This is a genomic window from Pseudobutyrivibrio sp. ACV-2 (assembly GCF_900107545.1).
Lineage (GTDB): Bacteria > Bacillota > Clostridia > Lachnospirales > Lachnospiraceae > Pseudobutyrivibrio.
In genome coordinates this window covers 24,688-39,706 of sequence record NZ_FNQZ01000018.1, presented here as the reverse complement: position 1 = coordinate 39,706, position 15,019 = coordinate 24,688, and the positions used below count along the sequence as shown (strand labels likewise).

The following is a 15,019-nucleotide window of genomic DNA, read 5'->3' as shown; positions in this document are numbered from 1 at the left end:
GGCTATTATTACTGACATATTATCTATTATCCTCCTTTCTCACAAAACAAAATATATTGAGTACCTCTATGCTTTATCTGGGTCCAAAATAATCTACCACGTTTTTAAATGAAAATCAAGGAGCAAGCTAATATAATCTAAATCTTACCGCTTAGCCCAAACTAAGAAGGGCCGAAAGAAGGGTGGCTCACTTTCAAGCTAGCGTTGGGTGGCTCTAAATCAAATCAGCGTGTGACTCACTTTCAGATAGACAATCATATTTTTATTGATTTTGGATATAAATATAGTGTATAGTATTACTATGCAATATATTTTGGAAAGGACTTCAGTATGGATCTAACTAATGAATTATCTAGGAATTTAAAAGAGTTATTAGAATACTCGAATATGTCTCGCTCAGAATTAGCAGCATGGCTAGAAGTAAATGATACAACTTTAAAAAACTACATATATGGGGATAGAGATAATCCAGATCTCAACCTTTTATATCATATAGCAAGAAAATTATACGTATATCCATTTGATTTAATGTATAGAACAGCTTTTTGGCGCAAATCATGCCGAGAGAATTATCCTATTGAATGCGAAGAACTTACATCTTTACTACATAACACCAAAGTTTTTGAAGAATCTTTTGGGAATTCTCTTTTTGACTATGAAGAAACTCCACAATTATTGAACAATGTAAACAAGATTATTACACGTTGTAAACAGATAGGCTGTGGCGATTTTGTTATTTCAAAGTTAAAAGGAGTTAATAATTTGTCCGCCATATTAAATAATAAAGTAAAACCATCCACAAAGACAGCTTGTCAAATTGCATATCATATAACTGGAATTATGAAAGAATATCCTGGATTACAACAGTCTATATTGATAATGAAGTTTGAAGATGATGCTATTGATACAATATGTCAAAGAATTAATGTGTATAGCAAAATTAGTTTTACTTCTAAAATAACTAAGATGATTCCTTATCTAATATTAAATGCTGAGGAATCAAGGAATTATGATTCGAACATTTTAGAATTAATCAAAATGATTGATTGCTATATACAAAAACCAACTAAAAATTATTCTGAGCTGATAGAATGCTTAAAATCATTATTATTGCTTGATGAGGATGCTTTTGATTATTATGCTTATTTAATTTTTGAATTAGTAAAACATGATTATCTATCATATGTGCCTTTTGATTTTTACACAGAATTTAGATTTGATAAGCAACTATTAATTACATCAGATAAATTACCTACAGAAAAAAATAGTCCTTTTTATCAAAAAGCAATAATTGTTTCAAGATATGCAAGACTAGATGATTACACGAATTATGAATTACAACTTAGATATCCATTTACATTTACTCCACTTTGCCAAAATTCTACAGAATATCTTATAACAAAAGAATCGATTCATCGAATTGCTGAAAGCTTAAATATTATTAAAAATCGAATGAATCAGTCTGATACAATGATATTTAATACGGAATACCAGAGAATTATGAGCATACTTACTGAACAAGAAAACGAACCATTGGGCTACTGGACGGATAAAAAGAAAGATGAATAATTTTCGTTCTAAAAAAAGTTTAGAAGAATTCACGCAAGTCATTAAATATAAAAGGTTCTATTCATTATATACTGAGTAAACGGTAAACCATAGGTACCGTCTTTAAATTTAGCCGCGCCCACAGGCGCGACGATTACTTAACTGGTTTTCTATATTCGCTTGGCAGTTCATCTGACCAAGGAAGTAGTTTATCCATAAAATTTCTATCTGACTTATCCAGATGTTCTGGAATAACAGTAAGATGATATTTGAAATACTCATAAGGTTTTAGGTTGTTAGCTTTTGCTGTTTCAGTGATGCTATAAGTTATAGCACTGGCCTTGGCACCTGAAATTAATCATAACCCAGTTTTTTCGATTATGTTCTATAGAACATAATACGAAGAATTGGTTGTTTAGCGATACTCAGGATGGTGCAAATGCCAGCATAATTATCAATTCACCGATTGAGACAGCCAAAGTTAATAATGTCAATCCTGAAAAATATCTTGAGTACCTTCTCGAGAGTCGTCCGAGTGCTGATTGGTTAGACGAACAATTAGATCTGTTAGCTTCTTGGAGTGAAACTACTCGAGAAGCATGCGCTATATAAAATGGAGTAAAATGCTCCATATGTTGACTGTCTGGCATCCGCAAGGATGCCTTTGTTTATACCCTACGGGGTAATATTAAACGCTTACGTTAGATTGAAATTACGGGTTGCTAACATATAGCAGGTCCCGCAGTTAGTAGTGGTAAAAGTTATTGTAGTGGTGAAGTGTGAAGCGGAAATGAAGCGGAAAGTAGAATTATATTTATCTATCGGCAGAATATTGTTACAACTAGTAAACTAATTGCACCCCTCGCCCTTTGTTAATTTATGTGGCGAAACAGGTCGCACACTCGTGGATACTGCTCGGGAGAATGAAGAACGACTGTCCGCCAACTTTTTCCGATGCCTTATCCATGAAATCCTCATATGCAAGGACTCCGGCACCATGCACATTGCCTTCAACAGAAGCGACAAACATCTGCTCCTGTTCCGGTGGAAAGTTAAGACCGAGCATCTCAAGGTCCTCAACACCCATCTGTTTTGCAAGCACTTCTGCCATGCCCTCGATAACAAGAGGTCTGATCTCTGGAGCATTCTTCACAGCATCCTCATGAAGCTGGTCCGCAGTAATACCTTAGTTATCAAGCATCTGATTTGTCACAAGTATTGTTCCTGTACCCTGGGCTGTCTCACCAATCACAAAGCGATAGGCCACTGACATGTCCTCGATATCCTTATGAGGAACAGTTTCAAGTAGCTCTGCATTTCTGCCCCTAGAAACAACCTCCATGGCAAGTGAGTCCTTCATCTTGTCATAATCACTGAATGCCTGCACATCAAAATCCGGTCTGGACTTAAGGGCGCTGTCCGCAACATCTGCAGCGCCATCCACGATCTCATCATATGATTTTCCGCCCTCATACTCCTGATAGAGCGCTGTGGCATTGAGGTTTACTCCGATATTGCTATCCTCAGGCTTAACAGTAATCGCATCATAGGTTTCGTTCATCTTATCTACTGTGCGGCTCTCCACCTGTGTGTCACCGCCGGTTCTCGAATCAAGTATTTCTTTAACATCCTTCGCAAGGCTTTCCTTAAATGTCTCAAAATCCATGTTGTTTTCCCTCTCTCTTTCCGATTGTTTTTCTGCACGAAAAAACGCCGGCTTGAAATCACTTTCAAAACCAGCGTCCATCAAAAAAACTATTCTTTTGCAAAAGAAAAAGCGCTTCGTGTGCGGGCTGTTTTTCGCAACCCGTATCACTTGGCGCATTATAATAATATCATGCTAAAAATCGCTTGAAAAGTATCTGAGAGTGTAAACCTAGTGTAAAAAAGGGGTCTAATCGTGTAAACCTAAAGAATATTTCTATTTCATTAGCACTCGCCTTCATAAAGGTTTCGTTTATCAAAAACTTTTTTTGCCTTTCCTTCGCTTCTTTGTAATGTCCCGACACCGATTAGATGGATATTAACTTTTATCCCTAATGCATCTTTGAACTCATTTATTAAATATTTTATCTCTTGTTCCTTTTGGTTATCATCCAAAATTCGCTTAGAATTTTCAATATCAATATCCATAAAATCATTATTGTCTTCACGACTAATCACTATATTATAGTTTAAAGTATACCCATTTCTTATCAAAACTGTCTCCACTTGAGATGGCCAAATATTTACTCCCTTTACAATTACCATATCGTCTGTCCTGCCTAACAGTTTACTCATCTTTATGTGAGTTCTCCCACATGAACACTTATCTCTATAAATCCTACACAAATCATGAGTTCTATATCGTACAAGTGGGACTGCTTCTTTTGTTAGAGTTGTAAGCACTAATTCCCCTACTTCACCATTAGGTAAAACATGTCCATCCTCAGGATTAACTACTTCAGCAAAAAAATGATCTTCCTGAATATGCATTCCATCCTTTTGACTACATTCAAATGCAACTCCTGGGCCCATCATTTCAGTTAATCCATATATATCATAAGCATCGATTTCCAATTCTTCCTCAATTTTATTACGTAACTCATTGCTCCATGGCTCCGCTCCAAATATTCCCGCCTTAAGCTTGATATATTTCTTTAGGTTATTCTTATCTATGTATTCACCAATACTTGCAGCATATGATGGAGTACTACATAATATACTTGTTCCCAAATCAATCATAAATTGCGCTTGGCGTCTAGTATTTCCTGTAGACATCGGCAAAGTAAGGCATCCAACACGCTGTGATCCCCCATCCAAACCTGCTCCACCAGAAAACAACCCGTATCCAAAGCTCACTTGACATACATCTTTTTTGCAACCACCTGCTGCTACAATTGCTCGCGCGCAGCAATCTTCGCATATTGACACATCGTGCTTCGTGTAAAATGAAATCACAGGCTTTCCTGTTGTCCCACTTGTAGACTGCGCTTTAACTATTTCACTTTGGGGAACAGCTAATAATTTATCTGGGTAATTGATCCTTAAATCGTCTTTAGTCATAAACGGAAGTTTAGTTATATCCTCTATCCCATTTATTTCTGAAATAACAATCCCCAAATCTTCTAATTTCTTTTTATAAAAAGGCACATTCCTATATGTCCTCTTGATCAAATCGCAAAAGCGCTTATTTTGTAACGCCTTTAGTTTATCAACATCCATAGTCTCAATAGATTCTTGAAAATATCCCATTATTTCTCTCACTTTCCTTTTCTGATAATCAGGAAAAAGCATAATATGACATAATCGAAATAATTAATGTTTTCTAGCAAGATACAGCGTGCATTTCTGTGTAATAGCGACTTTTTCTCCAGCCATTTTGCCAATAATATAATCTTCAAATTCCTTTCGCAATGAGACATCAAGAACTAGGTACTCAGTATAAGTATTTACCAATTTTACATATTTTTCTATCTCAAGCTCATGATCAATGTAATATTCATTTCTTTTCAAATCAGAAAATCCTTTACTTTCATATTCTTCGTATCTCATGTTCGTATTCGAAACATCCATTGGCAAATAGTCCGGAAGGAATCTTTTATATGCTTCTATCAAAATCGTGTTATTAGTATTTTTTTCTGGCAAAATAATATTTACTGTTTTAAATCTGGCAAAAACGCCACCTTTTCGCAACATTGTATATACTTTACCTAACCGGTTGCCCCCATTAACCCACTGAAAAGAAGACGCTGCATAGATCAAATCATATTGATCAACAGCCTCTAATTCTTCAAATGTTGAATGAATAAATTCAATTGATTCATCACTAAATTTTCTTTTCGCAACTTCAAGCATATTTTTAACAGGCTCAACAGCAACTACTTTATACCCATTTTTCAAAAAAAAAGGAGTAGCTTTCCCTGTGCCTATACCAATTTCTAGCGCCTTTCGCCCCTCCCCCGAATAGCAAATAATATCATCAAACAGCTTTTCTGGATAAGTAAATCTATATTCTTCGTATTCTTCAGCGATATCATTGAATTTTTCTCTCAAAGCATTGTCCCTTTTTTTATATAAATTAACCTTCTCCATAAATTTATTTCTCCCCTTTTTCATTCACCAAATGTTTCTTCATGCTTTCCACAAAGAATTTATTGTTTAACAAACCATTACACCCCTCAAAGACCCGAACACCAATCCTTATATTTTTGTTATCTAAAATAAAATTTGTACAAGCGCTGCACTCTGCAAATGCTCCGTTGCATATAATTTCTACATTATCTGGTATTTCAATTTCCTTCAGATTTCTACATCTTGCCAGTAATCCAACTTCTATTCTTTTTAAAGAGTTTGACAAATGGACTGTTTCCAGCTTTCTACAACCAAGCATTATCTCCTTGCCTGTTTTAACCACACTATCCGGCATAAAAAATTGTTTTAATCTTCGACAGCAAAAGAAGGCCCCATTTCGGATTTCAAGGATTCCTTCATGCATTGTAACCTCTCGAAGATTCAAGCAAAACTCAAACGCTCGCTCATCTATTATTTCTACGCTATTTGGTATTTCTACTCTTGTTAACGAACTACACTCTTCAAATGTCGATTTGCTAATACATTTAACCGGTGGAATAATAATTTCCTTTAAACTTATGCACCCTTCAAAAGCTGATTGACCAATATGTCTGATTGTTTGAGGCAGATTTATGCTTTCCAGCGTTTCACAAAATTGAAATGAAAAATCAGCAATCTCAATCAAATTCGCATCAACAATGACGTTTTTCACAGACACATTGTCAGAAAATGCATACTCCGCAATCCTTATTACAGGTCTTCCATCAACTTCCTTAGGAATATATGCTTCCTCACTATCACCTAACCACTTTGTAATGGAAACCCCCTGTTCATCACATAAATATTTGAAATCCATATTTGTCACCCTATAAGCCAGTCATCTTTTGATGGATACTCCCCTGCTTGTGACCATGCTACTTTCTGCGGGAATGCAGAGCAATTTAAACATGAATTATTTGGAGTCATCAAAAAATCTATGATTTCTTCCGCAGTTGCATCATAAATATTCAATTTTCCTTCTGTGTTCAAATTAGTACCAAATTTGCTATTAAATTTTTCTGTAATCATCGGGACAGTGCATCTAGATACATATCCCCCATAAAGGTTATACGCATGATTGCATCCGCAAGCCAGAAGGATGTCTTCCATTTTACTTGGATTATTTTCAATTAGTATCTTGTTGAATCTGATTTTTCTTGTTAATTGGTACTTAATCCCATTCATCTCAAGCAAATGTACAATTTGCTCTATATCATCTTCAGAGAACACCGGAAAGCATGTAATTTTAAGAATAACGTTGTTTTCTACGCACGAATTCCAAAAATCGTTATCCATATTTTTTATTAGCAAGCCATTTGTTAATAACCCCAAATTGCAATTTGGAAATATGTGTTTAACTGCATTAAGAATATCCGCGATATGTGGGTGTAGTAACGGCTCCCCACCTAGAATATTGATATTGTCAATCAATATTTTTAATGCCTTCAATCTGTTCAGATCTTGTTTTAATACCTCAATATCTATGTTCCATTTCTCCTGTATCGGGGAACATGAAGAACATCCCTTACAATTTAGGTTACAGTGCTTTGTTGCCCAAAATTCTAAATAATCTATTCTCGCCATTATCCACTGCACCTCCATAATCACGTAACAAAAAATCAAGAATTTTATCCCAAGAAAAATAGTCTGAGACTTTCTCTGACAACCTGTTCCCCATTTCAGTCAATTCTTTTGGCTGTATATTAAATATTTGATCAGTTATCTTTTCAAGGGCTGAATAACTATAATAAATTGCATCATTACCTAAAATTTCCGAATTAATCTTATTATAATTTGTGACAACTACATTCCCTTGGTCAGCCGAACGTAATATCCTGTCATGAAATCCACAAGAAAAATTAGGCTCAATATTTAGACAAAACTGATATTGTCCCATTATCTCAAAAGCTGTATAGTAAGGTACTTTTCCTAGCATTGTAATGTTTCTGCTATTTAATAAAGACCTACTACTATTCTCTCCAATGATAATTACTGGTATGTCCTTAATGGCATTTAGCACTTTTTCCCTTTTATAGGCTCGTAAAAAAGAATTTGTATAAGCAAAAACTGTTTTTTTATTTGATTGTGAGAGCTTTTTAATATGCTTCTCTAGTACTGGAATATATAACAAATCCAAGTTAGAAGTCAGCGGTTCTAGCACTTTCATAATTTCATGTTTGCAAACACTCGCATTTATTTCTTCAAAAATAGTGTTACTATCTTTAATTTGCCCTGAAAATACTATTCCATACTTTTTCTCAATATTTTTTTTCACATCAGTATTAGGTATTCCTATTGGTAAGTATATAACTCGATTTTTTAGTTTCCCCATACAGCATAGAAACAGCCTATCAATCAGAATATATTTTATATAAATACTTGCATTATCTATTTCCATTTTTAATGGATTATCAATAATCCACTGATAATGGAGTTTATGATACACATCATATAATGGTTTTTCTTTACAGAAATATAAATATTTACCTATCCCGATTGAAAATTCAATGTCATTTTTGTCATATGCCTCTACTGCTTCAGAGACAGAATTTGCTATCAATATATTATGATTCATTTCCTTTAGAGCCATGCTTATTTCTTTAACAAAACAACTCAATGACCCATATGCACCTGTAAAGTTATTACCTAATACTAAAACGCTCTTCACATTACTATTCTCCTAATAAAACAACATCTCCATTGCAGGTATTACTTATTGTTATTTCCTTACCATTTTCGAAATATGCAATGCGTGACTTTTTATTTTTTATTTTGTATAGTCTAGAATCACCACATGTGTCAATGTACTGTATCAAGCTTTGCTTAATACTTATACCGTCTATATTTTTTTCTCCACAATATGTTTCATAGACCTTTCTAATTAACGGATTTTTTGACATAAGCAAAATATTTGTACGACTTTTTAATGCTTCTGATAATTCAACATAAGATATTCCATCAGTCAATATTATATTCTTGCAGCATCTGATGTGATCCATATATTTTGAAAATGGTAATATTCCAGGAGTAAGACTAATCCGGCTCATATCACTGCCAAGAGATAATAATTTCTGCTCAAAATAATCCATAAAAACATCTTCATCCAAAGAATGACTTTCAAATTCAATATTCCCTTCTATCTTAGATTGAATATCAATTAATTTCTCGCTCCCCAAACACCGAAGATCACCGATTACACACGAAAAGTCTTCTTTGCTAACCGGACCTTCAGGAGGATAGTAGGATTCTGTTTCCAATAATATCGGAAATAAATCAAGCAACTCATGCAATGAAATACAGTTTTCCAGCATACTTAATGCAATATTATTGTTTCTTAAGCCCAATTCTCCCAAATCAATTAAGACATCTATACTATCGTCGTATATAAGATTATTGATTTCCTCATAATAAAGATTAATTACATGACTTACAGTACATATCCCCTCAAAATACTTCACTAATTTGTTAGCAAAAATATTATTAAAGTAAATTACCAGTTCAAAATAGTCTTTTAGGCAATCTACTAATTCATAAATCATCGCTGAATCTTTATGGCGTTGTATATCGGTTACAAATAATCCAACCCTTTTTTTCTTATTAAATACCACCTTCTTTTCCTGGATTTCAACAGTTTCCAAAAACTGCTTTTTAAGAATATCGTTCTGCTTATGCAATAATGGCCTTCCCATTTTCATATACAAATCATTCAAAATTCGCTCAGTATAAATTGTATGTTGCATCTCCCTTTTATCTATTGATTCAATTCCATTTGTTGAAACAATATAATTGAAATTATTATTTTCCATTGCTAACCTGTACTGATTTTGAGCGAAATCAGTTTCACTCAGTTTTTTGTAATCAAAGTATCTATGACACCTTGCAAGATAATTAACATAGCCCATATCATTATTTTTGATTTTTTCATAATATTCATTTGCCACATCATAATTACCAAGGATATGACATATTAATGCTTTGTTTATATAAAAAGTCTCATCATCATTGTTTTCTTTTTCTAGCTCAGCTGCTACACCTTCAAAATCTCTTCTAGCAAAAAGGTTTTTCGTAGAATTTCCTTTAGACATCTCGCTATTTTCATCACTTACTATTTTGTAGCATCCCATGTGCCAAATACCTCATAATATTGTTTTCTAATAAATCTGTCTAATTTAGTTACACTTAAAAGAGAGCTCAATATTTCTCCCTTTTTTGATTCCTCTTCATACTTCTCTATATTGAAAAAAAGCTCAATAATCGCATCCCCCATTTCAGCTATAGAACTTACCACTATAGGATATATTCCAATATTTTCGGCCTGTGTCACGCATTTAAGCTTATCTATTACCACAGTAGGCAACCCAAAAGCCATGCCTTCGTACACACCTCGACCAAATGTTTCCCACTTTGAAACCGAAATATTAATATCGCAGTTCTGCATAATTTCCTCTATCTGCTCATGTGACTTGTTTCCATGAAAAACCACATGATCAACCAGATCATTTTCCCTCAAAAAATCTATGCATTCTAAAAAAATAACATTGTCTTGGATAGCTCCAACACAATGCAACTCAGCATCAACACCTTTACTAATAATGATTTTTATTAATTTCATCGCATCTAAGTGATTTTTTTGTGTTCTAACTGAGGCAATATATAATAATCTTATCCTTGTTTTCTGTTTAGCTTTCCTTACTTGATATGTAAAATCTACCGACCGAGGGGCTACTATTATTTTTTCTTCATCAACTCCGTAGTCATGAAGCAGCATATTTTTTTCAACATTACTCGGAGAGACAATAAGTCTGACCAGACGAAGTACGTTTTTTTCACAATCAATATATATATCAGGAACCTTATCTCCACTCTTCAGATAAGAACTACCTGTGAACATTGGATAAAGTACTATTTTATCTAACAGATTCTTTTCTTCCTCCATATCCAAAATGAACATGGCATGCTGTACCACAATAAAATCATAGTTCTGATATACTTTTTTTATTTCCCTCTTTGCAATTTTGGACTGAGCTATTCTTATAAGAAATTTGTCTTCGCTATGTAATTGATAGTTTTTAAATTGCGCAAAATCATCAAAATAAAAATATAGATGCTTTACTCCCTCTATTTCAGCATGTTCATCTATATCATTTCTGAAGCAAAGCATGTCCAAAACATAATCCCTCTTTAAAGAGCGAATGATTTCTTTTGTTGTTGAATCTCCACCATCCGTACTACTTGTTATGTATGGCCATTTAGCTGTTACAAAAAGAACTTTCTTTTTTAACTTCATTCTGCAATACCCCAAGAAAATCCCGCATATTCAGTGGGTTACGAACTTCAACGCCTATATAATTAGCACTAATTCCTTTTGGATTTATAAAATATGCCTTTTGGCACTGATTCAAGAATGACATGTCTAAAACTCCGTTTCCTATACCAATGCTTTTATCCGTTTTTAGAACGTGTTTGCAAATAAACCTTAAGGTGTTTCCTTTTTCTATTTCTTCAGATATAAGTTTGATATTGCTATTATTGTTGCATACTTTATATGGAGTATCTTTTAAAAGTGCATTTATCTTATTAGTAATATCTTCACCAATACCATCCGCTTTAAAGTTAATATACAACTTGTCCACCTTACTGATCTTGGTAACCTTGATACCTTCGCGCTCAATATACTCTCTTATTTGTTCTATAATCTTTTCATTTGGAGCATACAAGCTTTCATAATATTTCTCCCAAAAAAGAAATCTATCCCCATACAACAATACTTTTCTTCCACAATTAGCAATAATCACTATCTTATCTACATAATCATTTACATACGGGTAATGTTTAAAAATATCGTCCAGCTCTCCAGCTGTATTTATTATCACATTGCATATATTTGATAATTGCAGTATTTCTAAAAAATTCTGCTTATTTGTCTCCACATCACAAAAATCATGAATAATAGACCCTTCTAAATCGACCACCAAATTAGTCTTATGGACGACCTTTTCCTCAATATTCATCAAATGCTGATATATATTATTAAAAATGTAAGACCAATCGTATTTTTCGATTTGTTGCGCAGAAACAACATAATTTCTCTTAATTGCAACTTCTAGTTCCTTTGCCAAAAACTTATTGTTCGCTACAATAACACCTATTTTCCCTTGCTCCTCAAAAAGTTCCGGTATACCTCCTACTTTTGTTGCTATTACAGGTGTCCCACAACAAACAGCTTCCATCATGCTTCTGCCCATGGTTTCAGTATGTACATACGTATTCATACCACTTTCTCGTTCATACTCTAAACTCATATTTATGAGGAAATCCACCGATGCAATAAGCTTCATAGATTGCTCTATGTCTAACTGCCCCAAAAATGTATATTGGTCTGGTTTCAACCATTTATTTAGATGTATTAAAATATTATTTTTTTCTGGTCCTGAACCAGCAATAAACAAATGCCATTTAACATCGCTAGCGTAGCTTAATGCTTCGATTGTCTGCTCAATACCTTTAAACTTTTCAAACCTTGAAACAATACCTAGCAAGCAAGCACTTGGTTCAATCTTATGTTTATTTGCTAATTCTCTATGTAATTCAAGCTTAATACGTGCATAACTTCTGCACAATTCTGTATCTACCCCACCGCGAACCATCACTATTTTTTCTTTCATAATTCCGATGCTTATCATTCTATGCGTCGAATACGAACTATTAGAGATCACATAATCAAGTTTATTTAGCTCTCTTGCCCATATTTGCTGCCTTTCAAAGATTGGTAGAGACATATTCGTAACTGGAGCTTTCATGAATTCATTTCCTCCAGAACGCATAATCATTACACAAGAGGAAAAGTCTTTGCGTAATGTACTGAATTTCTCAATCCAATGACCATCATTAAAAAAGAAAACACCAATGTCTAGATACCTAAGAATTGTTGTCATTTCTTCATACGAAGAATATTCTTGTTTTCTGTCATGAACAATATCAAAAATATCTTCTTTTCTTACTACACAGTTCAACAGCCCAATCTTCTTAAAATATCTACAAAAATACTTTGCATGCGTCTCCATTCCACCGATTGCATTGTCATTGCCTCCAACAAATAAAGCAATTTTTTTATTTCCACCAGTATTCATATATCTTCTTTCTGTCCTCTACATCATAACTTTTTCTAATTGCCCTTCCATACCTCAGTGCCGATATTATCTTCATCATATCGATATCTGGAGTTGGCAACGAAGATACAAGACTAAAATTTGATATAGAAGACAACAAATAGGCTCTATCCCAGTCATTGACCCCATATCCCGAATTTTGGAAATCAAAAACTATTATTTTATTGTGTATGACATCCCACCCGATATTTTCAAAGGAATAATCTCCATGAATCATCACGTCACTTTTCCTATATAGGAGTTGCCGTACTAATTTGTTATATTCGCTGCGTTTATCAAATGGTATATATGTAACAATCGAAAGCAAATCTTGCTCATAGGGCTTATCTCTTTTATGCGTCTGATTATTGCTAGACGGCATTTTATTTAAATAATCAAGAGCTTCTAAAAGAATAGTTTTATTCACTCTGTGACTGTTTATAGGTTCTATCTCAACAAATCTGAATTCACTGTAGAACATCTCTTTTTCGACACAATATCCCCATGACAAAAAAACTGGACAGTTAATTCCGCTTTCTTGAGCAAGTCTTGAAAAATCCTGCTCCAAAAGAACATCTTCCTTTCCAAGATACTTGTAATACTTTCGGAAGATATCGCCATCCCTATAACTAATGGTTGTTCGCCTTTCGCACAAGAATTCTTCCATTTCACCTCTTCCTGATTATCACCTCATCACCAAGGCATAAAGCATCCAAATCCAGGGAATCAAAAGCCTTTATAACATCATCTCTACTACTAGCTATTGGCATACCAGAAGAATTATATGATGTATTGATCACTCCCGGAACACCAGTTTTATCTTTAAAATGCTTTATTAACTCATAATAAGAATGCAATTCTTTCGTATCGCTAACAGACTGAAACCGGCATGTACCATCGACATGAATAACCCCCCTTAGCTTGCCCTGATATTCCGGTAACACTTGAACAGCATATAGCATATATTCTAATTTTCTTGATTCCCCAGTAATACGTTTAACATCCCCTTCCAAAATTGAAGCTGCAAATGGCCTCCAGTTTTCTCGCTTTTTAACTCTTTTATTAAGAATATCTTTGGCATTTGGTATTGTAGGATCCATCAGAATAGAGCGATGGCCTAAAGCTCTAGGCCCGATTTCACTTCTTCCCTGACACCACCCAACAATTTTCCCACTTGATAGCAGATCAACAACCTTATCTATAGAATTGGCTGATGCGTAACCCAAATTCTGATCCCATTGACAAAAAGGAAATTCTTCAATGTAGATATTCTTATCCAAGTATTTCGACAAGAACTTCATGCAGCCTAAAGATATTCCTCCATCATAACAATGAGGTGGGATAATTAAATTAAACTTCTTTGATAATCGTTCATTAATTACCGTATTTTGTGCGCCACCTCCTGCATATACAATAGATGAATTGGGTTTTGTATTTTCACGAAACAAACAGATTTTTCGATTTTCTATCCACTGATGATACGATGCAAGCCAATCGTAAAACCTTTCTGTCTTTTCCATGCACAAATCTTTTATATTGTGGTTTTCATATTTTAATTTGAGAGTCTCTGAAACCCCATATTTATTGGAAAATTCCTCTAACTCTTCGATATAGCTAAGATTTGCTTTCCCATATGCATGAGCTCCCATTATTTTTCCTGCATAGTCCAATTCTCCGCCTTCAAGCTGCATTAGCTTCCCAATTTCATTAAACATTAAACAATACGCATCGTTCTTATTTTGATAAATCATTTTACTCTTATAAATATCATACGGATTTTCAATGACTGAACATTTTATCTGGTGATCTCCTCTTCCATCTACACATATCCCAAAATCCACAGTTTTATGAATAAGTGGAAATGCACTAAGAATATGCGCATAATGATGATCAATGCATATAGTTTTTGCATTTAAAAAAGCATCTAAAGGTTCTTTTTCTTGCCACAATAAGCCTTCATCACAAATTCCTAACCCATTTCTATTTCCATCAGAGTAACAGACGAATTCAGGGCAAAAATCATTTTCATCACATATTTTTTTTATCCACTCCAAATTCCCCTTTTTATGCTTTGATTGAATAATCCTTTCCAATTTAAAATATTTGATTTTTCCATCCGAGTCACATAGAGAAACACTACTATCGTGACCTCCTATATAAAATCCCAACATTCTCATACATTTAACTCATTTCACAATTAACCATAATTCATATTTACAGCAAACATTAAA

Annotated in this window: 12 protein-coding genes and 2 pseudogenes; 2 read left to right on the top strand and 12 right to left on the bottom strand. The window is 34.0% G+C overall.

All coding sequences use genetic code 11. From position 1 onward, the window contains the following. Window positions 1-330 precede the first annotated feature (330 nt). Entirely contained in the window at window positions 331-1,569 is a 1,239-nt protein-coding gene (locus tag BLV53_RS14495; protein WP_139298979.1) for a helix-turn-helix domain-containing protein, read from the top strand. 133 nt (window positions 1,570-1,702) lie between these two features. Here the strand turns inward: BLV53_RS14495 and BLV53_RS14490 are convergent. Next, a pseudogene (locus tag BLV53_RS14490) lies at window positions 1,703-1,903 on the bottom strand (transposase domain-containing protein); the annotation flags it as partial. Between the two features lie 56 nt (window positions 1,904-1,959). Here BLV53_RS14490 and BLV53_RS17750 point away from each other — a divergent pair. Continuing rightward, entirely contained in the window at window positions 1,960-2,160 is a 201-nt protein-coding gene (locus BLV53_RS17750; RefSeq protein WP_170830887.1) for a transposase domain-containing protein, read from the top strand. A 265-nt stretch (window positions 2,161-2,425) separates the two neighbouring features. Here BLV53_RS17750 and BLV53_RS17395 read toward each other — a convergent pair. The 11 genes and pseudogenes from BLV53_RS17395 to BLV53_RS14425 all read right to left on the bottom strand — a co-directional run bounded on the left by BLV53_RS17395 (window position 2,426) and on the right by BLV53_RS14425 (window position 14,965). Then, window positions 2,426-3,214, bottom strand: a pseudogene (locus BLV53_RS17395) (DUF5688 family protein). A gap of 263 nt (window positions 3,215-3,477) precedes the next feature. Beyond that, window positions 3,478-4,782, bottom strand: a complete 1,305-nt coding sequence (locus BLV53_RS14470; RefSeq protein WP_090302155.1) for a phenylacetate--CoA ligase family protein — start codon at window positions 4,780-4,782, stop codon at window positions 3,478-3,480. 63 nt (window positions 4,783-4,845) lie between these two features. Continuing rightward, window positions 4,846-5,622, bottom strand: coding sequence for a class I SAM-dependent DNA methyltransferase (locus BLV53_RS14465; RefSeq protein WP_170830885.1), 777 nt, complete (start codon window positions 5,620-5,622; stop codon window positions 4,846-4,848). Window positions 5,623-5,626: 4 nt separating this feature from the next. After that, window positions 5,627-6,457 (bottom strand): leucine-rich repeat domain-containing protein, encoded by an 831-nt coding sequence (locus BLV53_RS14460; RefSeq protein WP_090302151.1) that lies wholly within the window; start codon window positions 6,455-6,457, stop codon window positions 5,627-5,629. 5 nt (window positions 6,458-6,462) lie between these two features. Continuing rightward, the gene (locus BLV53_RS14455; RefSeq protein ID WP_170830884.1) at window positions 6,463-7,224 is read right to left on the bottom strand and encodes a radical SAM protein; all 762 of its coding nucleotides are present in this window, start codon (window positions 7,222-7,224) and stop codon (window positions 6,463-6,465) included. After that, a complete protein-coding gene (locus BLV53_RS14450) occupies window positions 7,178-8,308 on the bottom strand; it encodes a glycosyltransferase (protein ID WP_090302145.1) in 1,131 nt (376 codons plus the stop codon). Before BLV53_RS14450 ends, BLV53_RS14455 begins: the two co-directional genes overlap by 47 nt. A gap of 4 nt (window positions 8,309-8,312) precedes the next feature. Then, window positions 8,313-9,764, bottom strand: coding sequence for a tetratricopeptide repeat protein (locus BLV53_RS14445; protein ID WP_090302142.1), 1,452 nt, complete (start codon window positions 9,762-9,764; stop codon window positions 8,313-8,315). Continuing rightward, entirely contained in the window at window positions 9,746-10,927 is a 1,182-nt protein-coding gene (locus BLV53_RS14440; protein ID WP_090302140.1) for a glycosyltransferase family 4 protein, read from the bottom strand. Before BLV53_RS14440 ends, BLV53_RS14445 begins: the two co-directional genes overlap by 19 nt. Continuing rightward, entirely contained in the window at window positions 10,890-12,770 is a 1,881-nt protein-coding gene (locus tag BLV53_RS14435) for a glycosyltransferase family 4 protein (RefSeq protein WP_090302138.1), read from the bottom strand. The genes BLV53_RS14440 and BLV53_RS14435 overlap by 38 nt, the downstream gene beginning before the upstream one ends. After that, complete coding sequence (locus tag BLV53_RS14430; RefSeq protein WP_090302136.1) at window positions 12,751-13,455, bottom strand: phosphotransferase; 705 nt, start codon at window positions 13,453-13,455, stop codon at window positions 12,751-12,753. Before BLV53_RS14430 ends, BLV53_RS14435 begins: the two co-directional genes overlap by 20 nt. A 1-nt stretch (window position 13,456) precedes the next feature. After that, window positions 13,457-14,965 carry a carbamoyltransferase C-terminal domain-containing protein gene (locus BLV53_RS14425; RefSeq protein ID WP_090302134.1) on the bottom strand — a complete coding sequence of 503 codons (1,509 nt, stop codon included), beginning with the start codon at window positions 14,963-14,965 and terminating at the stop codon, window positions 13,457-13,459. Window positions 14,966-15,019: the final 54 nt, after the last annotated feature.